The 21,976-nt window shown below is 68.5% G+C and carries 20 protein-coding genes, 2 tRNA genes and 1 pseudogene; 9 read left to right on the forward strand and 14 right to left on the reverse strand.

The annotated features are described in order from the left end of the window. Positions 1–14: 14 nt before the first annotated feature. From PV646_RS19575 to PV646_RS19615, 9 genes are all read right to left on the reverse strand, one after another. Positions 15–1,100 carry a hypothetical protein gene (locus tag PV646_RS19575; protein WP_500343601.1) on the reverse strand — a complete coding sequence of 362 codons (1,086 nt, stop codon included), beginning with the start codon at positions 1,098–1,100 and terminating at the stop codon, positions 15–17. Between the two features lie 11 nt (positions 1,101–1,111). Then, complete coding sequence (locus PV646_RS19580) at positions 1,112–1,945, reverse strand: alpha/beta fold hydrolase (protein ID WP_500343602.1); 834 nt, start codon at positions 1,943–1,945, stop codon at positions 1,112–1,114. Between the two features lie 63 nt (positions 1,946–2,008). After that, positions 2,009–2,797 (reverse strand): SDR family oxidoreductase, encoded by a 789-nt coding sequence (locus PV646_RS19585; protein ID WP_500343603.1) that lies wholly within the window; start codon positions 2,795–2,797, stop codon positions 2,009–2,011. A 12-nt stretch (positions 2,798–2,809) separates the two neighbouring features. Then, positions 2,810–4,135, reverse strand: coding sequence for a M20/M25/M40 family metallo-hydrolase (locus tag PV646_RS19590; RefSeq protein WP_500343604.1), 1,326 nt, complete (start codon positions 4,133–4,135; stop codon positions 2,810–2,812). 19 nt (positions 4,136–4,154) lie between these two features. After that, the gene (locus PV646_RS19595) at positions 4,155–5,045 is read right to left on the reverse strand and encodes a glutaminase (RefSeq protein ID WP_500343605.1); all 891 of its coding nucleotides are present in this window, start codon (positions 5,043–5,045) and stop codon (positions 4,155–4,157) included. A 26-nt stretch (positions 5,046–5,071) separates the two neighbouring features. Next, positions 5,072–5,665 carry a DUF6801 domain-containing protein gene (locus PV646_RS19600; RefSeq protein ID WP_500343606.1) on the reverse strand — a complete coding sequence of 198 codons (594 nt, stop codon included), beginning with the start codon at positions 5,663–5,665 and terminating at the stop codon, positions 5,072–5,074. Between the two features lie 142 nt (positions 5,666–5,807). Further along, positions 5,808–6,965, reverse strand: a complete 1,158-nt coding sequence (locus tag PV646_RS19605; protein ID WP_500343607.1) for a PucR family transcriptional regulator — start codon at positions 6,963–6,965, stop codon at positions 5,808–5,810. Between the two features lie 58 nt (positions 6,966–7,023). Further along, the gene (locus PV646_RS19610) at positions 7,024–7,686 is read right to left on the reverse strand and encodes a GAP family protein (RefSeq protein WP_500345037.1); all 663 of its coding nucleotides are present in this window, start codon (positions 7,684–7,686) and stop codon (positions 7,024–7,026) included. Positions 7,687–7,688: 2 nt separating this feature from the next. Then, positions 7,689–8,255 carry a TetR/AcrR family transcriptional regulator gene (locus tag PV646_RS19615; protein WP_500343608.1) on the reverse strand — a complete coding sequence of 189 codons (567 nt, stop codon included), beginning with the start codon at positions 8,253–8,255 and terminating at the stop codon, positions 7,689–7,691. A 94-nt stretch (positions 8,256–8,349) separates the two neighbouring features. Between PV646_RS19615 and PV646_RS19620 the strand changes: the two genes are divergently transcribed. The 6 genes from PV646_RS19620 to PV646_RS19645 all read left to right on the forward strand — a co-directional run bounded on the left by PV646_RS19620 (position 8,350) and on the right by PV646_RS19645 (position 13,030). Continuing rightward, complete coding sequence (locus PV646_RS19620) at positions 8,350–9,231, forward strand: LysR family transcriptional regulator (RefSeq protein WP_500343609.1); 882 nt, start codon at positions 8,350–8,352, stop codon at positions 9,229–9,231. A gap of 68 nt (positions 9,232–9,299) precedes the next feature. Then, entirely contained in the window at positions 9,300–10,184 is an 885-nt protein-coding gene (locus tag PV646_RS19625) for an ABC transporter ATP-binding protein (RefSeq protein ID WP_500343610.1), read from the forward strand. Further along, a complete protein-coding gene (locus PV646_RS19630; RefSeq protein WP_500343611.1) occupies positions 10,181–10,888 on the forward strand; it encodes an ABC transporter permease in 708 nt (235 codons plus the stop codon). Before PV646_RS19625 ends, PV646_RS19630 begins: the two co-directional genes overlap by 4 nt. Then, a complete protein-coding gene (locus PV646_RS19635) occupies positions 10,861–12,027 on the forward strand; it encodes a sensor histidine kinase (protein WP_500343612.1) in 1,167 nt (388 codons plus the stop codon). Before PV646_RS19630 ends, PV646_RS19635 begins: the two co-directional genes overlap by 28 nt. Next, on the forward strand, positions 12,024–12,629 hold the full coding sequence (locus PV646_RS19640) for a response regulator (protein WP_500343613.1): 606 nt from the start codon (positions 12,024–12,026) through the stop codon (positions 12,627–12,629). Before PV646_RS19635 ends, PV646_RS19640 begins: the two co-directional genes overlap by 4 nt. A 318-nt stretch (positions 12,630–12,947) precedes the next feature. Further along, a tRNA-Leu gene (locus tag PV646_RS19645) sits at positions 12,948–13,030 on the forward strand. A 44-nt stretch (positions 13,031–13,074) separates the two neighbouring features. On the opposite strand, the gene PV646_RS19650 is transcribed toward PV646_RS19645, so the two are convergent. The 3 genes from PV646_RS19650 to PV646_RS19660 all read right to left on the reverse strand — a co-directional run bounded on the left by PV646_RS19650 (position 13,075) and on the right by PV646_RS19660 (position 17,411). Continuing rightward, entirely contained in the window at positions 13,075–14,520 is a 1,446-nt protein-coding gene (locus PV646_RS19650; RefSeq protein ID WP_500343614.1) for a recombinase family protein, read from the reverse strand. Between the two features lie 481 nt (positions 14,521–15,001). Further along, complete coding sequence (locus PV646_RS19655) at positions 15,002–17,317, reverse strand: hypothetical protein (RefSeq protein WP_500343615.1); 2,316 nt, start codon at positions 17,315–17,317, stop codon at positions 15,002–15,004. Between the two features lie 22 nt (positions 17,318–17,339). After that, a tRNA-Pro gene (locus PV646_RS19660) sits at positions 17,340–17,411 on the reverse strand. Positions 17,412–17,698: 287 nt separating this feature from the next. Between PV646_RS19660 and PV646_RS19665 the strand changes: the two genes are divergently transcribed. Then, positions 17,699–18,754: a tyrosine-type recombinase/integrase gene (locus tag PV646_RS19665; RefSeq protein WP_500343616.1), complete on the forward strand. Its 1,056-nt coding sequence runs from the start codon at positions 17,699–17,701 to the stop codon at positions 18,752–18,754. A gap of 152 nt (positions 18,755–18,906) precedes the next feature. On the opposite strand, the pseudogene PV646_RS19670 reads toward PV646_RS19665, so the two are convergent. Further along, positions 18,907–19,936: pseudogene (locus PV646_RS19670) on the reverse strand (integrase core domain-containing protein). A 68-nt stretch (positions 19,937–20,004) separates the two neighbouring features. Continuing rightward, on the reverse strand, positions 20,005–20,802 hold the full coding sequence (locus PV646_RS19675) for a helix-turn-helix domain-containing protein (protein WP_500343617.1): 798 nt from the start codon (positions 20,800–20,802) through the stop codon (positions 20,005–20,007). A 94-nt stretch (positions 20,803–20,896) separates the two neighbouring features. On the opposite strand from PV646_RS19675, the gene PV646_RS19680 reads away from it, so the two are divergent. Beyond that, positions 20,897–21,244: a hypothetical protein gene (locus PV646_RS19680; protein ID WP_500343618.1), complete on the forward strand. Its 348-nt coding sequence runs from the start codon at positions 20,897–20,899 to the stop codon at positions 21,242–21,244. Continuing rightward, complete coding sequence (locus PV646_RS19685) at positions 21,241–21,780, forward strand: nuclear transport factor 2 family protein (protein ID WP_500343619.1); 540 nt, start codon at positions 21,241–21,243, stop codon at positions 21,778–21,780. The genes PV646_RS19680 and PV646_RS19685 overlap by 4 nt, the downstream gene beginning before the upstream one ends. Positions 21,781–21,976 lie beyond the last annotated feature (196 nt).

Consider the following 21,976-nt stretch of genomic DNA (forward strand, 5'->3'; position numbering starts at 1 on the left):
CAGCCCCTCCCCGGTCAGCGCGGCAGCACGCTGAAGTCGACCTGCCCGTACCTCCGCCACCAGGCCGCGGGGTCACTCGCCGCCATCGGCCGCACGACCGCGGTCATGAGGCCGCCGTTACCGGGCAGGCCCACGGCGAGCCGTCCCCGGTGGCTGCCCGCGACCCACATGACGCCGGTGCCGGCGACGTTCGCGATCAGGTCGAGGTTCGGCGTGGGGAACCGCACCAGCGCCGGGCCGCCGGGCAGTTCCGCGATCCCGGCGACGTGGTGCCCGCGCTGCCAGGCGCAGAGCCTGACCGACACCGGGGTCCACTCGTCCGAACCGTGCACGGCCTTGGCGTGGTCACGGCTGTGGAGGCTCACTTCGATCGCCGTGGGCAGGAAGAACAGCTGTGGCGTCAGCACGGCGACCGCGATCAGCCCCGCCGGCGCGGGCGGGGACACGCTCAGCGCGAGCAGCACGCCCGCGGCCACGACCGCGAGCGTCGGCAGTCCCCAGAAGGCGTACCTCATCACGCGCATCATGTCGATGCCGTCCTTGAGCCCTTGATCGTCCGCGGGACGGCCGAGCACGCGCTCCACGCGTTCCGCCGCCTGGTGGCCGCTCTCGTCGACCGGCGCCGCCACGTGGATCGACGTCGACCCCGCGGCCCTCAGCAGCACCAGTCCGTCGCCGTCCGGCCCGAGGACGAACACCTCCTGCCGTTGCGCCACCACGTCCGGCAGGTCACCGAACGCGCCCACGAGGACCAGGCCGTCCGCCAGCAGCCGATCGCGCGGATCGTTCTCCTGCTTCTCGGCCACCGCAGCCGCGACGCGCCGCCACGGTGCGTCGAACACCCCGAGCCGCAGCGCACGCCGGAGGTGCCGATTCGGCAGGAGCCCACCCAGCAACATCAACGTCAGCACGCCCAGCACGATCCGTGCGGCCGTGTTGCCCGGCGAGTCGGGCAGGAAGAACGTGGCGACGAACGTGACGGTCACGACGAGTGCTTCGACGCTGTACCTCGTGCTGATGAGGACGTCGGTGAGCGCGAGCCTGGTGGACCAGTCCTCCTTCGCGGGCACGTCCGTCCGCGGTTCCAGAAACTGCAGCACCAGCCCCCCAGCTATGCCTTGGCGGCCACCTCCCGGATGAGGTTCGCGAGCTCGGCGGGCCGCTCCAGGGGAAGCATATGTCCGGCATCGGCCAGGATGACCGAAGTTCCGCCGAACCTCACAGCGTCCGTTTCGGGCACGAGCCGGTCCTCGTCCCCCACCACGGCGACGACGGCCTTCTCCTTCGCCACGGTCAGCCCGGCCTCGCGGTCGTAGCGGTCCACGGCGGGCCGGAACAGCGCGACCGTCTCCGGCCAGTGACCCCACACCATGTCCGCGGTCAGGTCCACGTCGGCGTCGGAGGGCTGGTCGCCGAACAGCCACCAGCGCAGCCCGGCGGTCTTGGCCGGCTCGATCTTCTCCCGCACCGCGCGCACGATCGGCCCGAACGCCCGCTCCAGCTCGCGCACGAGCTTGCCGACGGCCTTGGGCCACGCCAGCGTCGTCTCGGACATGCCGCTCGCCGCCGTCGACACGAACACGGTGCCCAGCACCCGCTGCCGGAACAGCCGCGGCCGGCGCTCGGCCATCGCGAGCGCCGCCATGCCGCCCATCGAGTGCCCGGCGATCACGACCTGGCCGTGCGGCACGGCGCGTTCGATCAGCTCGCCCAGGTCCTCCCCGAGCTGGTCGATCGTGGCGGTCTCCTTCGACGCGCCACCGGATTCGCCGTGGCCGCGGTGGTCGTAGGCGATGACCTGGAACTCGGGGCTCAGCTGCTCGACGACCTTGTGCCAGGCGCGGTGGTCGAGCGCGTACCCGTGAGCCAGCACGACCGTCACCGGCGCGTCGGGATCCCCCGCCCGCACCACGTTGAGCTCGGTCCCGTCCTCCAGCCGCACCATGCGGAGTCCTTTCGCCGTGTCGTCTGTTCGTCCTAACGAGACGACACGGTTCCAGGACACGCCCTAAATGCGACCGAGCACGACACCAGGCGGCAACTGGCCGCCGCCGACACCGGGCACACCGCGGAAGTTGTACGCGGTCGCCTTGCCGCCGGGCTGGATGATCCAGGCCTCCCCCGGCCCGCCGTCGGCCAGCACCGACTGCACGGCCTCGGCGACGTCCGACGGTGTCAGCAACGGGAACGAGGCCGCCGCGAACTCCTCCTTCGCCGCGCCCAGCAGCAACGTGTCGACGAACCCGGGGCACAGCGCGGAGACCGTGATGTCCTCCCCCGCCAGCGCCTGGCCCGCCGCCCGCGCGTACCCGACGACCGCGTGCTTGGTCAGCGTGTACAGCGGATCCGACGGCATGGCGGCGATCCCGGCCAGCGACGCCGTGATCACGATCTTCCCGCCGCCCTGCCGCCGCAGCGCCGGAACCGCCGCGCAGAGCCCGTACACGACGTGGTCGACGTTGACGCCGACCAGCCTGCGGTAGCGGGCGACGTCGAGGGCGTCGTCCACACCGGCCTGACCGCCACCGATCCCGGCGTTGAGGTGCACGACGTCCAGGCGTCCGAGCTCCTCCTCGACCCGCGCCACCGCGGCGGGCATGGTCGCGGGATCGGTGACGTCACCGGTGATGGCGATGCCGCCCACCGCGGACGCGACCCGCTGTGCGCCGGCCGCGTCGAGGTCGAGCACGGCGACGCGGGCACCCAGCTTCACGAGCCTGCGCACCACGGCGCTGCCGATGCCCCCGGCGCCGCCGGTGACCAGTGCGACCCGGCCGGTCAAGTCCACAGTGGACACGACACCACTCCCCTAGCTGTTGCGCAGGAATCGGTCGAGGACCCGGACGCCGAACTTCAGGGCGTCCACCGGCACGCGCTCGTCCACGCCGTGGAAGAGCCCGGAGAAGTCGAGGTCGGCGGGCAGCCGCAGCGGCGCGAAGCCGAAGTTGCGGATGCCGAGGTGCTGGAACGACTTGGCGTCCGTGCCGCCGGAGAGCATGTACGGCAGTACGCGGGCGCCGGGGTCCTCGGCGATGAGCGACGCCGTCATCGCGTCCACCAGGGCGCCGTCGAACGTCGTCTCGACCGGCGGCAGGCCGACCCACTCACGTTCGACGTCCGGGCCGAGGAGCTCGGCGAGCTCGCGGTCGAACGCCTCCTCGCGGCCCGGCAGGATCCGGCAGTCCACAGTGGCCTCGGCGGTCGACGGGATGACGTTCGCCTTGTACCCGGCGGAGAGCATGGTCGGGTTCGCGGTGTCGCGCAGCGTCGCGCCGATCATCCGCGACAACGCTCCGAGCTTGCCGATCGAGCCCTCGATGTCGTCGTCGGGGAAGTCCAGGCCGGTGATCTCGGTGACGCCGTCGAGGAACTCGCGCACGGACGGGCGGATGATCAGCGGCCACTGGTGCTGGTCGAGCTTGGTGACGGCGGCGGCGAGCTTCGCCACGGCGTTGTCGCGGTGGATCATGCTGCCGTGCCCGGCGGTGCCCTTGACGCGCAGCTTGAGCCAGCGGATGCCCTTCTCCGCGGTCTCGACGAGGTACGCGCGGACGTCGTCCTTCAGGGTGATCGAGAAGCCGCCGACCTCGCTGATCGCCTCGGTGACGCCCTCGAACAGCTCCGGCCGGTTCTCGACCAGCCACTTCGCGCCGTAGAGCCCGCCGGCCTCCTCGTCGGCGAGGAACGCGAACACGATGTCGCGCGGCGGAACGATGTTCTCGCGCTTGAAGTGCCGGGCGAGGGCCAGCGTCATGCCGACCATGTCCTTCATGTCGACCGCGCCGCGGCCCCACACGTACCCGTCCTGCACGGCACCGGAGAACGGGTGCACCGACCACTCCGAGGCGTCGGCGGGCACGACGTCGAGGTGGCCGTGCACGAGCAGCGCGCCACGGCTGGGATCCGAGCCCGCGAGCCGTGCGACGACGTTGCCGCGGCCCTTGGCGCCGGACTCGACGTACGTGGTCTCGTAGCCGACCTCGGACAGCTTCTCCGCCACCCACTCGGCGGCCGCGCGCTCCCCCACGACCGTCGCGGGATCACCCGTGTTCGTCGTGTCGATCCTGATCAGCTCGCTGACGAGCGTGACGGCCTCTTCTTGCGCCAGTGCCAGTGCGTTCCCCGTTGTGCTCACCCCGTCGTTCTATCACTGTTCAGAACACGCTCCACCCTGTGAGAGTGGTGAAACGGTCCAGCGCGTCGACTCCCGCGACGGAGTTCCCGCGTGCGTCCAATCCTGGACTCCACACGCAGATCGCGCACTTCCCGGGAACGACGGCGATGATCCCTCCGCCGACACCGCTCTTGCCGGGCAGCCCGACGCGGTACGCGAACTGGCCGGCGGCGTCGTAGGTGCCGCACGTGAGCATGACGGCGTTGACGCGCTTGGCGCCGCTGACGCCGAGGAGCCGGGTGCCGTCGTTGCGGACACCGTGGCGGGCGAGGAAGAGGGTGGCGCGGGCGAGGTCGGCGCAGCTCATCGCGATCGAGCACTGCCGCACGTACTCGTGCAGGACCACGTCGACGGGATTGCGCATGTTGCCGTAGGAGGCCATGAAGTGCGCGAGCGCGCGGTTGCGGTCGCTGTTGTCCGACTCGGACTTCGCGACCTCGGGGTCGACGCCCAGCGCGGGGTTGCCGCTCTCCTGCCGCAGGAACTCGAGGAGCCGGTCGGCGGCCCCGAGTCCCAGGTGGTCGGTGACGACGACCGCGCCCGCGTTGATGAACGGGTTGCGCGGGATGCCCTGCTCGGTCTCCAACTGGACCAGCGAGTTGAACGGCGAGCCGGACGGTTCGCGGCCCACGCGGGTCCACACGTCGTCGTTCTCCGCGAGGGCCAGAGCGAGCGTGAACACCTTCGAGATGCTCTGGATCGAGAACGGGCGGTCGTACTGCCCAGCGCCGAAGACCTCGCCGTCCAGTGTGGCGACGGCGAGGCCGAAGGCGTGCGGGTCGATCCTGGCCAGTGCCGGGATGTAGCCGGCTGAGGTGCCACCTGGCGAGACCTCGGACACGATGCGGTCCACCAGTTGCTGGAGCTCCATGCCGTCATCCCATCACGGGACGGGTACTACGCCACCGGGAACTCGTGGAACTTGGTGGCCTGGCCCGCCTTGACCGTGCAGGGCGAGTTGACGGTGCCGATCCACGTCGGGTCGCCGTTCGCGTACCTCGGCGTCAGCGCGAGGGTCGCGTTGCCCAGCGAGATCGACGCCGTGCCCGCGTTCGGGAGCGTCAGGGACGGCAGGGTGCCCGTCGCGACGACCTGGAACGTGCCCGAGTTCGGCACCGCGGTGTTCGGGATCGTCGACGTCGCCGTCAGGTTCTGGACGCTCGCCCCGTTGGTCACCGTGATGCTGGTGCTCAGCGTGCCGTCCACGGAGCGGCCGCCGATCCACCACAGCGTGTTGCGGATGTCGTCCGACACGGTGGTGGTCACCGTCGTCGAGGCGACCGCGGTCGGCACACCCGCGGTGGCGGAGTCCGGCGCGTCCGGCGAGGTGACCACGGTCGGCATGTCGTGCGTGCCGGTGATCGAGAACTCGCACACGTAGACGATGTTCAGCGAGGCGGTCGCGGCGGAGCTCGTGCCGGCCGTGGTCACGCTCAGCGCGCCGGCAACCAGAACGACGGCGGCGGCGCGCGCGAAAAGTCCGGTCTTCATCTGCAGGGACCTCCTGAGTACGACATTGAACTGCAAGAAGGCGGTATTGCTTTACTCGCCAGTAGGTAACCATGTGGCATTCCAGGAGGCAAGCGAAAACCCGCTTTTGTCATCCGCGTACGAAATGCGCGGACGCCGTTTGTCAGTCGCGCTGCAACAAATAATGGGAGCGCAGGGCGAGTTCGAGGGTGAACCGCTGTTCGGCGTCGTGCATTCGGTCGCCGAACAGTTCCTCCAATTGGTTCACGCGGTAACGAACGGTCTGCGCGTGCACCTGCAGCCGGGCCGCCACCTCGGGCGCGCCGCCGCGAGCCGACAGCCACACCAGCAGCGTCTCGGCGAGCTTGGTGCGCTGGCGGTCGGTCAGCGGGGCCAGTGGCGCCAGCGCCCGTTCGGCCAGCTGACGGGCCAGGAACTCGTCCGCGAGCACGGTCAGTTCGACGATGTGATCGGCGCAGTCGAGGACCGGGCGGTCCGGCAGCGCCCCCTGGCTCGACAGCGCCAGCACCCGCCGCGCGCAGGCCAGCGACCTGCGTGCCTCCTGGGGGACGACCGGCAGGCCGACCGCCGCGCGCCATCCCGGCAGGGCCCGCCTGATCCAGCGCGTCACCGCGGCCGGGTTCGGCACCAGCAGGTACGGCGTGGCGTCCTCCAGGTTGACCAGCACCTCCGCCGGCAGGTCGTCGGCGGGCGCGGCGGACGGCTCCAGCGCGACCGCCACCAGCCGGTCGGGCATCGGCCACGCCGCCGCCTGCGCCGCGTCGAGCACCCCCTGCCAGTTGCCCGCGGAGTCGGCGACCAGCAGTTCCAGCAGCTTGCGCCGCCGGCGTTCGAGCGTGCCCGCCGCACTGGCCTGGGCGGCCGCGTACCCCTCGACCGACAGGCTCACCAGCTCGTCGACGTGGGCGATCATCGCCTCGCCCAGCACCGACATCGAGCGCAGCGACAGTTCCCGCTGCTCAGCGAACCCGCAGACGTGCCGCCACGCCACGCGCGCGCCGATCCGGTAGGCCGCCTGCAGGCTGTCGAGGCTGCGGCCGGACTTGAACTCCCACGCGCCGAGCTTGCGGTGGATGTCGTCGTGCGGATCGGGCTCGGAATCCGGCGCGGCGATGCTGTCGACGAACTTCACCAACGCCTGCCGGATTCCGTCGACGACGTTCTCGCGGAACGTGCTGTATTCCGGAATCGATTTCTCGATCGCTTCGAAAATGCTCACCGAAACGGGCGTCACTTCCATTCGGAGCAACGGCGCCAGCTCCGGCGGGACCGATCTGCGCGGATCGTCCAGCCCAGTCATCCTGGCGAGTGTAGGAGGAAAACGAAACCGGGTCGTTCAGCCAACTGGACCAAATGGTTCACAGGAAGAACAGCCGAGCGATGGCATCCCGTGCCACCAGGAACCCGGCGATGCCGAGAATCCACCCGGTCGTGCTGGCCCCCTTCTCCGCGAACCAGGTGCTGATCCTGGTCAGGAACGGTTCGACCTTCGACCGCAGGGCGAGCCGCGCGCCGAGCAGCACCAGCGCCGGCACGATCATGACCAGGCAGTACCCGGCCAGCAGCAGCCCGATCTGGGCCGGTCGCAGGTCGGCGGCGCTCATCATCCCGATCGCGCCCAGGTAGGGCAGCATGGTCGCGAGCTCGACCACGCCCGCCAGCAGCGCGACCCCGGCCAGCGCGGCCGCGGACCCGTTGGCGTTGATCCGGTTCTGCCACTTCCCGGTGTTCGTCTTCTTCTTGTTGTCGAACCGGAAGCTGATCGCGAACAGGAAAACGCCGATCACCAGCTGGATCCAGTACGCCACCGGGCTGTCGAGGTGGCCGATCAGCCGTGTCGCGCCCAGCACGATCAGAACGCCGACCACGAAGTAGAAGACCGTGATCGTGCCGAGGTAGACCGCGAACCTGCTCAGCCTCAGCCGCCCCGGTGTCAGCATCAGCCAGATCGGGATGAACAACGTCCCGATGCTCGTCGAGTCGAGCAGCGCCAGTCCCGCCAGCGCCGCCACCAGTCCCATGCTCACGTGCTCCCCCACAGTCGTTCGAGGTGGCGGCCGATCACCCGCGCCGCCACCTCCCCTGTCATCACCTCGGGCTCCAGCGCACGTTGCGCCGTCACCCCGTCCACCAGCGCCGCGAGCCCGACGGCCTCCCCGCCGTCCAGGCCCGCGGCCTCCAGCACGTGCCGGCACAACTCCCGGATCTCACGTGCGCCCTCCACGTGCCGTTGGAGCAACACCGGATTCGCCGCCGCACGAGCTGCGAAGGCAATCCACACCCGTGCGCGCGCCTCGTCGTCGACGAGCGCGATCACGCACAACGCGCTGAGCAGCCGTTCCTGGAGACTCCCCTCTTGATCCAGTGCCGCCTGCACCTTCGCGGTGAGCTCCTCCACGAGCTGGTCCTGCGCGAACAGCAGCAGCTCGTCCTTGCTGCGGAAGTACTTCTGCAGCAGCCCTGTCGTGGCGTTCAGCTCCCTGGCGATCCTGGGCAGGCTCGCCGCGTCCAGCCCCTCGGCGTCGACCACCCGATAAAGGGCGGCCGCCACCTGCCGACGCCGTTCGACAGGGTCCGCATGTTTTGGCACGACCGTTAGATTACGACCTTAATCTGATCACGGCAACCGTCTTCGAGCTGGGATTCAGGGGCGATACCACCCGCAGCCCGTATACATCTGGGTCATGGACCTCACTGCGGTTCCGCTGGTGGCGTTGCGGGTGTTCCAGGAGGTGGCCGAACGAGGCTCGCTGAGCGCCGCGGCCGCCGCCCTGGGCTACACGCAGTCGGCGGTCACCCGGCAGATCGCCGCTCTCGAACGGGTCGTGCGCGCGCCGTTGCTCGACCGTCAGCGCGACGGCGTGCAACTGACCGACACCGGGCACGTGCTGCTGCGCCACGCGGGCCTGGTTCTCGCACAACTCGACGCGGCGAGCCGTGAGCTCTCCGGGCTGCCGGCCACCGCGGGCACCGTGCGACTCGGGTGGTTCACCAGCGCCGGGGGCACGCTGGTGCCGTCGGCGCTGGCGGCGTTGCGGCGCAGTCATCCGGCGTTGACCGTGACCACACGCGACGGCACGACGGCGTCGTTGGTTCGAGCTCTACGCGCGCGCACGGTCGACATCGCGGTGCTCGCATCCGAGCCGCCGTTCCCGCCGCTGGACGACGAGACGCCGGCGTTGCGCACGAAGGTGCTCGACGAACGTGAGCTGCTGCTGGCCGTTCCGTCCATGCATCCCCTGGCGCACAAGGACTTCATCACCGTGGCCGACCTGCGCGGCTGGGCGTGGATCGCCGGCCCGCAGGGGTTCGGCGTCTGGCCCGGCCTGGATGAACGGGTCGTAGTCGCGCATGTCGCCCGTGACTGGCTGGCGAAGCTTCAGCTCGTGGCGTCCGGTGCGGGCATCACGACGTTGCCTGAGCCGTTGGCCACGTTGGTGCCGCACGGCGTGCAGGTGATCCGCGTGCGCTCACGAGAGCGTCAGCGCGTCGTAGTCGCGTGGCTGAATTTGTCGGAACCGGCCTCCGTGGTGGTGGACGCGCTCGTCAGCGGTACCCACCCATGACGTCTGTCATGAGTAACTGATGTTTGGCGACACTGCCGATCGACCGTGTTCACCGAGATCGTTGAGACATGACAGCGATCGAGGTGCGGGGGCTGACCCGCCGGTACAGCGGAGGGTTCGAAGCTGTGCGGGGCGTGTCGTTCGAGGTGGAGAAGGGCGAGATGTTCGCCCTTCTCGGCACCAATGGTGCGGGGAAGACCTCGACGGTAGAAGTGGTGGAAGGGCTCTCACTTCCGGCCGAGGGGTCCGTGCGCGTGCTGGGCCACGACCCGTTCACGGAGCGCTCTCTCGTGCGGCCGCGGATGGGCGTGATGTTGCAGGAAGGCGGTTTCCCGCCCGACCTGACGGTGCACGAGGCCGCGAAGATGTGGGCGGGGACCCTGACGTCGCCGCGGCCCGTCGACGAGGCGTTGACGCTCGTCGACCTGGCGCATCGGGCGTCGGTGCGGGTGAAGCAGCTGTCCGGGGGCGAGCGGCGGCGACTGGACCTCGCGCTCGCGTTGCTGGGCAAGCCGGAGGTGCTGTTCCTCGACGAGCCGACCACCGGGCTCGACCCGGAGAGCCGGCGCAACACGTGGGAACTGATCCGCGCCCTGCTGCGCGAGGGCGTGACGGTGCTGCTGACGACGCACTACCTGGAGGAGGCGCAGGCGCTGGCCGACCGGCTGGCGATCATGCACCGAGGCCGGATCGTGGCGCAGGGAACGGTGTCCGAGGTGGTGGACGCGTACCCGTCGCGCATCTCGTTCACGCCGCCTGCCGGGATCGCTCTGCCCGTCGTCGCCGACGTGGAGTCGTCGGGCCGCGCGACCGTCCGCACCAACGAACTGCAGTCGACCCTGCACGAACTTCTCGTGTGGGCTGCGCACAACAACGTGGAACTGTCCGGTTTGGACGCCCGCTCGGCGTCGCTGGAAGAGGCGTTCCTGGCGATCGCGGAGGAGGCGGCATGAGGGCCGTGGCCATCGGGCAGGCCGAGCTGAGGTTGTTCTGGCGCAACAGGACCGCGCTGTTCAACTCGCTGCTGCTGCCGTTGTTGCTGGTGCCGGTGCTGTACTCGGTGGACGCCGACGGCGTGCCGCTGGTAGTCGGCTTGGTCGGGTTCGCGCTGCTGATGGCGGTGTACTACAACCTCGTGACCACGTTCGTCGCGCGGCGCGAAGAACTCGTGCTCAAGCGGCTGCGCGTCGGCGAGCTGACCGACCCGGAGATCCTGGCCGGCGCCGCCCTGCCGTCCGTCGTGGTGGCACTGGGCCAGATCGTGCTGTACTCGGCGGTCGTGGGCGTGATCACCGGCGTCGCGCTGCCGACCCGTCCGTGGTTCATCCTGCTCGGGGTGCTCGGCGGTACCGCGGTCTTCGTTCTGCTGGCGGCGGCGTCTTCGGCGTTCACCCGCACCGTCGAGATGGCGCAGGTGACGTCGTTGCCCGTGCTGATGGCGTGCCTGTTCGGCTCAGGCCTGATGTTCCCGCTGTCGTTCCTGCCCTCGGGCCTCGCGACGGTGCTGCAGTACGTGCCCCTCACGCCCGTGCTCGAACTGCTGCGCGCAGGCTGGGCCGACGGCCCCGTGCTGAAGCCGGCGACCGTCCTGGCGGTGTGGATCGTGCTGGGGACCTACGCTGTGCGGCAGTGGTTCAGGTGGGACCCGCGGAGGTGAACTTGCTCGGCTGGTGGCGGTCGCGCGGCAACGCGGCGCGGTTCGACCTGTTCGTCCGCTACACGTTCTACCTCAGCTACGTGTTCCTGCCACCACTGCTGATCACCGGCTTCGCCAACGAGGTCGGCACCGTCGGTCTGATCGTCCTGATCACGACGGTGCTGGCCTACGTGGCGGTGAGCATCCGCCTGGTCCACCTGGGCATCGAGTACCACCTGGGCCGTTCCCCGTTCCCCCGCACCCTACTGACGTCCTACCTCGTCGCCACCTGCGTGGTGCTGGCCTTCGGACAGGTCTTCTACCCGGACCCGGTGCAGGGCAAGCCCGACAGCCCGGGCGACGGCATCTCGGTGATCTTCCTGGTCCTCGCGATCACCACCCTGTCCGCCGTGCTGCGCCCGCGCATCCTCGTCCTGCTAGCCCTGGCCGGCGGCGGCTGGATGCTCCTCACCGCACCACAGGGCCACGCCCTGTTCATCACCCTGATGCTGCAGTTCCTGGTGGCCGCGTTCTGCTCGACCCTGTGGATGCTGCGAATCGTCTGGGAACTGGACCGCTCCCGAGAAGTCCGAGCAAACCTCGCCGTAGCCGAAGAACGCCTCCGCTTCGCCAGAGACCTCCACGACGTAGTGGGCCGCAACCTCTCCGCAGTAGCCCTCAAAGCAGACCTAGCAGCCCAACTGGCCCGCCGCGACCGTTCAGCGGCAGCCATAGACGAGATGCTGGAAGTCCGCCAAATCGCCCAGGACTCCCTCGACGAACTCCGCGCCGTAGTCAGCGGCTACCGCACAGCAGACCTCTCCGCAGAACTGGCCGGCGCCCGCTCGTTGCTGGCCTCAGCAGGCATCGACTGCCGAGTGATCGGCGAGGTGACCGTAGAAGGCGAGCAGGCAGGCGCCCTGGGCTGGGCAGTCCGCGAGGGCGTCACCAACGTCCTGCGCCACAGCGAGGCCCGCACATGCACAATCACGTTGCGCGGCAAAGTACTGACCATGACCAACGACGGCGTCACCGCGACCTCGTTCCGCTTCGGCAGCGGCCTAACAGGCCTGCACGAACGCATAGCGGCCCTAGGCGGCACCGTAACCGCAACCCCAGAAGCTCCCCACCGCTTCGTCCTGACCGTGGAGCTGCCGTGATCCGCATCCTGCTGGCCGACGACGAACACCTGATCCGAGGCGCCATGGCCGCCCTCCTCTCCCTCGAGGACGACCTGGAGGTGGTAGCCCAAGCAGCCACAGGCAAAGAAGCCCTGGCCACAGCAAGAGTCGTCCGACCAGACGTGGCCGTGATCGATCTCCAAATGCCAGACCTGGACGGCGTCTCAGTAGCCCAATCCCTAGCGCTCGAACTCCCCACCTGCTCCACGATGATCGTCACCAGCCACGGCCGCCCAGGCCACCTCAAACGAGCCCTGGCAGCAGGAGTAAGAGGCTTCCTACCAAAAACCGTCTCCTCAGACGTTCTTGCGACCGTCGTACGCACCGTCCACACAGGCGGCCGCTACGTAGACCCAGCCCTAGCCGCCGAGGCAATCAGCGCAGGCGACAGCCCCCTGACCCCAAGAGAAGCAGACGTCCTGGAACTAGCCCTAGAAGGCGCCCCCATCGACGAAATAGCCCGCCGCGCCTCCCTCTCCCCAGGCACAGTCCGCAACTACCTCAGCTCAGCGGTAGGCAAAACAGGCGCCTCGAACCGCCACGAAGCAGCCCGCTTCGCCAGAGCCAAAGGCTGGATCTAACGATCCCCCACTCAGGAGCCCCGCTGGCCAAGGCTGCTTCTCGTCGCCACCCCGAACCCGGCGGGGAAGGCGGGGCCACCAGGTACCGAGTAGCCCGCCACGCAGCCTCAGGGTCCCGAACAAGATCCCGCTCAACCTGTCACCGCAACGCAGGGTCGGACTCAAGCAACCACCCAGGTGCCTTGGGCACGGCCAGACCCTAACCCCACACAGCCCCAACCAGCACAAACGCACCCACCGGCCCCCGATTTTGGTGCACACCGACGATCATGTAATCTAGGCACACACCACGGTGCGAGCCGAGGCAGAACTAAATACGTCCGGGTGGCGGAATGGCAGACGCGCTAGCTTGAGGTGCTAGTCCCCGAAAGGGGGTGGGGGTTCAAGTCCCCCCTCGGACACGGGATTACCCCACGGGAGCAATTTTCCCAGTGGGGTAATTGCTTTATATAGCCACTTCCGGTATCCCGGATCCCCAATCCAGCGCTAACGCCGCTTGCGTTGCATGTAGAGTTCGCAGGGAATTTCGACTGGTCGGCCAGGGTCTTAATTTCAGATCAGACCCTACGCAGGTGATTTCTAGCTGTAGATCGTGGAGCTGCGCTGCCAGATCAGGCTCCGGATTGTGCCCGCGCTCAGTGATCAGTCTTGGGAGCGTCTGGAGCACGACGTCCTCGCGGACGTAGGTGTTGGCCGGCGCGTCCGGAGGCCGGGTCGACGCGCTGTTGAAGCCGTGCCGGCACCTGTAGGCAGGTCGGCTGTGCACCCAATGAGCGTCCATCCTCCGGTCGCACACCCCACACACGACCAGACCAGCCAACGCATATCTGCGTGCCCCGCCGTCTTTGGTCTGTCTCGGTGCCCTGATCCGATGGACCGCCACGAAGGTCGCATCGTCGACCAGCGGCTCGTGCGAGAGCTTCTCCGAGACCTCCCACGCCGTGACCGGGTTGCGGGTCACCCGGCCCGCGGCACGACCACCCCGCCGACCACCAGGGCCCCTCCCCCGCGTGCCATGCCGATTCCACACCTGCCTGCCCGTGTACCGCAGGTTCTCAAGAATCGCCGCGACCGCGGTCACCATCCACCGCCCGCCCGTCCTATGCGGGTTACGTCCCGGATCCGCACTCGACGGACACGGCACACCCTGGGCGTTCAGCTCACGCGCGATCGACGCCAGCGCACAACCACCCGCACGCTCACGGAACATCCACCGCACCCACGGCGCCGTCACAGGATCCGGCGCCAGCACCTGCACCCGCCGACCCCACCCGCTATGCCTCGCATTCGGATGCGCGCCACCGTCGACCAGGCGGTACCCGTAAGGCGGACGGCCGCCCAGGAACCGGCCCTGCTGACTGGCCTGCGCCCGCATCGCCGCCAGCACACGCTGCCGGGCACGGGCCACCTCCCGCTGAGCCTGCGCACCGAGCAACACCATCAGCGCTTGATGGACTGGGCTGTCCAACTCAACCGGGCCACCGGCCTCGGGCAACCACACCTGAACACCCAACTCGTTCAACCGCGAGACCACATCGCGGAACTGGTCACCGTACAAGGCGCGCTCGTACTCACCGATCACCACCGCATCGAACGCACGGTCCGACCGGGAAGCCGCGGCGAGCAACGCCGACGCCTCAGGACGTTCCCACCACGACCAACGACGCGACCGCCCGACGTCGAAGAACTCCATCACCACCGAGCCGACACCATCGATCAACTCGTCCGACACGGCACGCTGCCACGCTCTGGAGGTCTGCGGGTCCTGGAACTCTCTTGTGGACATCCGGCCGTAGAACGCGACCCGCACACCTGCCTCGAGCATCGGCGTTGGCACTGGGCGGTGGTTTGCCACCACAGCCAGCAATTCGACGTTTGTCAGCACGGTCATCACCTGCTCCTCAGGTCAGAGCCGAGACCTCAACACCGCGGGCGCATGACGAGCCCCCTCTCACGTCCACCCAAACAGCGCAGTCCGCCACTTCCGGACAGTTCCTCGCCGACGCCGAGCCGAGGTCCCGACTGCGCTGATGGCCAGCCCGGTCACCGGCACCTCGCGCCCGCCGCGCGGCGCTCGGGCTGATCGAAGGCATCTGCAACGGATTGGCCGGCGCAAGCCGGTTCGTCGGCGCCCCCTTTGGCCGACGACGTCGGGCGCCGCCGCCTGGCGGTCAGTGGCTACACCGCCACCGCATTGCTGTCGTCTGACCGGCACCTGTCGGCGTACCGCGTTGCTTGCCCAGTCGTGTATGGGTGAAAAGATGCCCAGAATCGCCGTTCCAACAATCACCCTTCGGGCGACGCCCTATGAGCCGGCGCCACCCGTGTCCTCTCATGCCGATGAGCGGATGGTGTGGCGGAGCTCCTCGTTGTCACTGACTCTTGCCGCTGGCGTGGGCCAGGAACGGGTGCGTTCCCTGGGTCCAGCCGAGGAAACGCCTACCTTTGCCGCGTCCCATCGTTCCGGCCGGTGTGAAACGCTCTCCTTCGAGCACTTGCAGGAGCCCTTCTACCGCGGGCACGAGCCGAATGTCGCGAAGCTCAGTGCTCAACCTCACCGCCAGCGACATCTGCACGCTGGGTTCACAGAAGCTGAGCAGGAAGAGGGCCTGGCGCCATGCGTACGCGGTGTTCTTCACCTGGATCAGCGCAGCGTGCAGGTGGTCCGTGCGCTGGGCCTGCCTGCGCACGATCCAGCTGAACGTGCGCCCCGCCAGTCCCGGCGCGTGTTCGCGCAGCTCCTCGGTCAGGTCGAGGGCGTCGACCAGCACGGCGAGGTTGTGCGTGGTCAGGATCTGGCTCTGTTCCAGCAGCATGCCGTTGGCCGCGGTGGAGCCGCCGGTGGTGCCCGCCCGCTGCCGGCACTGCTCCGTGAAGTCCGCGGCTGTTCGCTTGCCCCAGCGCAGGAGCGTGCGTTGCGGCTCGGACCAGTCCGCAGGCAGGTCGTAGTAGTTCGCGTAGAGCGTGTCGGACAGCAGTCGGCTCGCCACCGCGGCGGCGTCGCGCCACTTGGTGGTGAACGTGCCCATGAAGATGTCCGCGGCCACCTCCTCCACGAGTGGCAGTTCCAGTTCCGCCTGCTTCGCCAGTGTCCTGATCTCGGTCACCAGCGGGTTCGGCAGCAAAGCGTGCGGGAACGCGGTGAGTGCCAGCATCGTGATCTGCCGCAGGGCGCGGCGAGCGGCTGCGGCGTTGTCCGGCTGGGGTGACTTGCAGGGGGCGAGGGCCTGAACCCAGGGAAGCTCGGTGAACTGCACCTGACACTCGAGGTTGAGCAGGAGCAGGCCGCGGCGGCGCCGGAATGCCGTGTAGGTCTGCTCGTGCAGCCCCGCCACGACCGGGTCGTCGATCGCCGCGCTGAGCAGCCGCGAGGTGAGCTGCGGCAGCACGGCCGCCAGCGTTTCCCCTGAGGTGATCACGCCGAGGCGCACCAACTCGTCCGCAGGCGCTTCGAGCGCCCGCGCCGCCTTGTGCACCAGACGGTCCGGCATCGTTGTGCCGCAGGGAATCTCGGCGGTCGTCTCGGCTTCGGACACCGCGGCAGTCGCGACGTCGAGCGACGGCAGACCGCCGTCAGCCGGGAACCGGTCCAGCCTGGACGCGAGCACACGGGCCAGCGTGGTACTCGTCGGCGCCATGACGGTCGCCGCCTGAGCGGCGTGCCACGCGCCGCGTTGTTCTGTCTCCGGGGCACCCCGGCGGCTCACCGTGTTCGCGATGGCACGGCGGATCCAGCCCACCTCCCGCGCAGTGAGCTCGAGGCTGCCGTGAGGGCAGGACTCCAGCGCGCGACGCAGTCTCGCGAAGTTGTTCTTCGGGTTGGTCTGCCTTCCCGAGGGTGTCACGGTGCGGCACATGTCGGCGAAGTCCGCGAGCCACTGGGCCCTTTCCGCCGTCCAGTCCGCAGGCCACGTCCGGCACGGCCAGCCGCCGTGCACAGATCCGTCCTCCCCGAGCCGCGGTAGCTCACCGTCGACGGTGCGGCACCACAACGCCACCAGCCGGTCGTACAGCGGATCCCACACCGTCACTGCGGCGCGCATCTTCGCAAGTTGCGCAGGCACCCGCACGGCACGCAGGGACGCGGCGGCATCCCGCACCGAAGCCGCCCGGACGGCGGAGTCCGACGGCCGGGCAACCGGTTCGAAGCGCGGCGTCAACCGCAGCCGGTGCATCAGCGGCCGCAGCTCGGCGACCAGATCGAGAGCCTGCTCCGGGAAGCCCTTGTCCAGCAGCAACGCCACCACAGGCAGCGCCGCGTCCTCGGGCACCTCGACCCGGAAACGCCCGGCACGGACCGCGTCCAGGAGCTCGGCCTGACCGGCGTCCCCGAGATACCACAGGTTGAGCCGTTCCCGCTCGTTGCCGCCTGGAACCTCGTCCGGAAGGGAAGCGACGCGGGCGGCCTCGTCTTCGGACAGCGGCACCTCAGCCAGGTACCTGCCGGTCGCGAAGCCACCGTGCGCGACCTCGAGCGTCACCCACGCCGGGGTGTCCGCGACCGGGGTGCGGGAACCGACCGCAAGCGTGCCGTCGGCCATTCCGCTGACGACGTCCTCCCAGCGCCGCACCTTCCGCAGCGCCCGCTCGCGGTCGGCCTCGGTGCCCGCAGAGATCGCCGCAGCCAACGCCCGCGCCAACTGACCGGTGGCGTAACCCGGCGAAGCGGTGCGGATCTGGTCGGACACAGCGGACTCCACGGTTTGTCGGACATGGAGGCGGGAATCGAACCCGCGCCCTCCCCGTCCCGAGCGGGGTGATCTACCACTGATCTACTCCATGATGCGCGCGAATCGTATCGATCACGCACACCGGCCGCTCTCGAATTACCAGACGTCCGGTCATGCCTCAGAGCGCGTACCCGGCAGAGACGCGAGCAACACGCGTTGCGCAAGCCTGTTGCTCCTCAAACTTCGGCCACCATCTGACACAGCCAGACGATGATGTGGCCTCTCGCCGCCGTAGCAGAACAACCTGCCGGCGCTCCGTGGTGACGCAAAGCCACCGAGCGTGCAACTTTGCGGGCGCATTCTCACGAGCGGCTCCCCTACATGCCCTCGAGGCCCATCATGAGCACCAACCCCACCACCATCCGAGCCGCCCGGCTACTAATCGCCCAACTCGGCCTCACCCCCGACGACCTCCTCTGGGAACCCGCCGACATCCCCACCTTCGCCGAGTACGTCCCCAAAGTCGCCAGCGCCGCAGGCCCAGGCGCACGACACACCTACGACACCTACTGGACCCACATCATCACCGCCTTCGGTGACCGCCCACTCGACCACGTCGATGCCACTGACATCGAGACCCTCATGCGGCACATCGTCGGCCTCCGCATCATCCGACGAACCGACCGCGGCGGACACAGCACCGGCGAACACCTCCTCGTCGCCATGCGCACCATCTACATCCACGCCATCCGCGACGAGATCCTCCCACCGCACTACAACCCGGCAGCCGCCGTACCGAAACCCCACAGACGACCACCATTGCGCAAGGCACTCACCAACCAGGAACTGACCGACATCAACGATGTGGTCGCCACGACAGGTGGCGGCACTCCACTCGACACGCTCATCGTCCGGCTGCATACCGAAACCGCCTGCCGACGCGGCGGAGCACTCGCACTCAGCGAGGACGACATCGAGCCGCAGTGGTGCCTACTTTGCTTGCGGGAGAAGAACAACACCATCCGCTGGCAACCAGCCAGCCCCACCCTCATCCGAGCCCTGCTCCAGCACCGCGACCAACGTGGCACCCGCCGGCCATCACCCGAACCGTTGCTCCGCCACCGCGACGGGACACCGATCACCAGCCGGCGATACGACGGCCTCTGGCGAAGGGTTGGAAACCGACTCCCATGGGCGGCCGCACAAGGCATCTCCACGCAGTGGCTGCGACACACCACACTCACCTGGGTCGAACGCCACGTCGGACACGCGGTCGCCCACGCCTACGCCGGCCACACCAACCACCACAACGACACCACCGGCGTCTACACCCGCGCCCAACTGCCTGAGGTCGCCGCCGCGCTCACCGCCCTCGTCGCCGAACCACATCCGCTTGCGCCCCGACAGCCACAGAGCAACCTCACGCTTCTCGCCACCACGAGGTTGGCGACATGACCGAAGCCACCGTCCCGCTGTTCGTACCGCCATCCCCGACAGCACCATCGATGTCGCCGTCCAATCCTGTGCCGCTCGAAAGTCATCGCTGCAGCTCACGCGGCGTACCTGTACTCGTTGATCACCCCACCGAGGATCCGGGTGCGTAGTGGTCAACGACGAAGGCTGTCGAGGTCACGCGTCGCTGCGAGGTGCTGTTGGATGCCTGGTGGTCGCTGGTCCCGTGCCTGGTGAGGCCGGTGCTCGTTGTAATGCGCTTGGTAAGCCGCGAGGACTTGACGCGCGTGAGCTTCTCCCAGGATGAGGACGTGGTCGAGAACCTCGCGGCGGATGCTGCCGATGATCCGTCCGCAGTGCGCGTTCATCCGGGGAGCTCGCGGCGCAGTCGCAATCACACGCAGTTCCTCTGCCTCAAGTACGGCGTCGAAAGCGTCGCCGTATTTGCCGTCGCGGTCACGAAGCAGGAAGCGCGGTGACTCCATGCGCGCTCGGAGCTCGCCGGCCAGATTCCTCGCCTGCTGCACCGTCCTCTCGCGTCGGGTGCGTGGTGACGCCGGTGACATGCATGCGCCTCGTACCGTGTTCGAGAAACACCCACGCGTACAGACGTTGGCCGAACACGGTGTCGATGTGGAAGAAGTCCGCCGCGATGATGCCCTCCGCCCGCGCGGTCAGAAACTCCCGCCAGGTCGGACCGCCTCGCCGCAGTGCCGGATCGATGCCCGCGCGGTCCAATATCTCCCAGACCGTCGAGGCGCCCAGGCGATGACCAAGCCGAGCCAGCTCGCCATGGATCCGCCGATGTCCCCACTGCGGATTCTCTCTGGCAAGCCGGAGCACGAGCGCCCTGATCGCAGTCTGAGTGGAAGGACGCCCAGTCTGCCGACGCGCGGTTTAGTCCCACTTCCAGGACACGAACCCACGATGCCAGCCGAGCAACGTCCCAGGAGTAACCGGGAAAACCACCTTCCAGCGCGAGCGGTCCACCAGTCTCGACAGCGCGGCGAACCAGAACCGGTCGGCAGTCTCGTAACGGAGCGGCCCGGTCAACTGCCGACGAACCACAACGTTCTCGTGCCGCAGCACCAGAAGCTCCGCATCCTTGGCTGCCTCACTGCGAAGCAGAACCACCGGAACAGACAGCAACTTGCAGACCACCTTGTACAACAGCGAAACGATCACCCGAACATGCTCGCAGCCGGGAGTACATCGCTGTTCAGAGTTGCGATGACTTTCTGGGCGACACAGCCTCAGACGGGTTCTCGGGGTGTATAGAGCATGACCCAGTGATCGCGCTCGGGGTCGTGGAGCATCTCGATGCCGAAGTGCAGCCAGCCACGGTTCGGGTGGCGGATTCGCTTCACCGATGACCGCCACGACCCCACCTCGCCTCGGTCCCAGTACTCGCGGAAGCTCGTGCTGGTCGCGGTGAGCTCGGCGTACAGCGACCGGAGATAGCCGTCGTCGGGATAGCGACCGAGGGCGGTACGGAGTTCGGCGGCGGCGACTCTGGCGAGCTGGTCTGCTCCGCTGTCGCCGAGGAGGTCTGGCAGCGTCGTGGCGGTGAACACCTGATAGACGATGTTGCGCTCGAACGGACCGGTGGCGGCGAGAGGTCGGAGCAACTCGGCTGCAGGGGCGTTGAGCGCCAGCAGGTCCAGCCTGCCGTCGTGCACGGTCACCGGCATCGTGTCCTCCACACCGCGCAGCATCCGCAGCAGTCCCGGGCGGATCGCGGCGTTCGGCGACAGCGGCCGTGGAGGCGCCTCGTCCGCGAGCCGGAACAGGTGGTCCCGCTCGGCTTCCGACAGCCCGAACGCCCGAGCCAGGGCGATGAGGACCTCGCGGGAGGGATGCGGTGCTCTGCCCTGTTCGAGGCGAACGTAGTACTCGACGGAGATTCCCGCGGCGTCGGCCACCTCCTGCCGCCGCAGACCGGGAACCCGCCGTTGCGACGTGCGCACCGCGCCGGACGGTTGCGCAGGCGTGATGCCCGCGCGCCGGTTGCGCAGGTACTCCCCGAATTCCGTTCGGTTGTCGCCGGACACGTGCACATTGTGCCCTGCTGCGCTGCGTGGCCCTGTCAGTACCAGGTTCGGAAGTGGCTTCCTCGCCCGCGCGACGTCGCGCAGATTGGGTGCCATGACCAGCACAGCGTGGACCTTGCCCATTCCGCGGGCGAGGGTCCGGGAGTTCCGCGACCTCATGTCCGACCTCCACCAAGACCTGTCCGGCCTGGCTGAACGGGCAAAGGATGTCGGGTACCACCGCGAGCGGATCTGGCTGCAGCCCAACGACGACGGCAGCGCCGAGTTCATCGTCTACCTCGAGTTCGACGAGTGCACGGACGTGGTGACGTTCGCCGAGCGGCTGCTCGCCTACGAGTCCGAGTTCACCCGGTGGTGGACACCCCGATTCGAGTCCTTCGGCCTGCCGAAGTCTTTCGGCGAACCGGTGTTGTCCTGGGACGCGGAGACCCGGACGTCATGACCACCTCGGAATCCCACGCTGCGCTTGCCCTGGCCCAGGAGTTCGTCCGTGCGGTCGAAGCGAAGGATCTCGACTCGGTAGCGGCGACGTTGGCGATTGATACGCGGCAGTTGTTCATGCACACGCGTGTGACGCGGACAGCGGACGGCGTGGCGGACGTCATCTCCGGTGGGAAGAGGGGTTTCTGCGTCGCGGATGTCCAGGGGAAAGCGGAGGTCCTGGCCTACACCGCGGCGCTGTTCGACAAGTTCACCCCGCTCATCTGGCGTGACCACGAGTGGACGGCGTCGGAGCACGGGATCTTCTTCCACGGCAAGGGGGACATGGTTGTCGCCCGCACCGGCAAGGCGTACCGCAACAGCTACGTGACGAGGTTCGACGTCGAGGACGGCAAGATCGTCCGGATGGCGGAGTACGCGGACGCGCTCCTCTACGCCCGCCTGCGTGTGCGACCGAACGGTGCGGAGTTCCGCGCTCTGCTTCGCGCCGTCAGGCACCTTTTCTCTCCCGCACGGTCCTCCTGCTCGAGCAGGTGATCAGCGCGGATCGGCCTGAGCAGGTGCCGGTGACCCGTCGGCACAGCCCGGACACCGCACAGCCGGGCAGCTCAAGCCCTCAGCTCATGTTCCCCCAAGGTGAAGCGGTTGACCCTGTGGCCGTCACCCACCCGGTACCCCGGTATCGACTGCGGCTTGGCTCCCCGGTATGACGCCGGGTGCGCAACTTCCGCCG

The organism is Streptomyces sp. ID05-26A (genome assembly GCF_033794685.1).
Classification (GTDB): Bacteria; Actinomycetota; Actinomycetes; order Mycobacteriales; family Pseudonocardiaceae; genus Lentzea.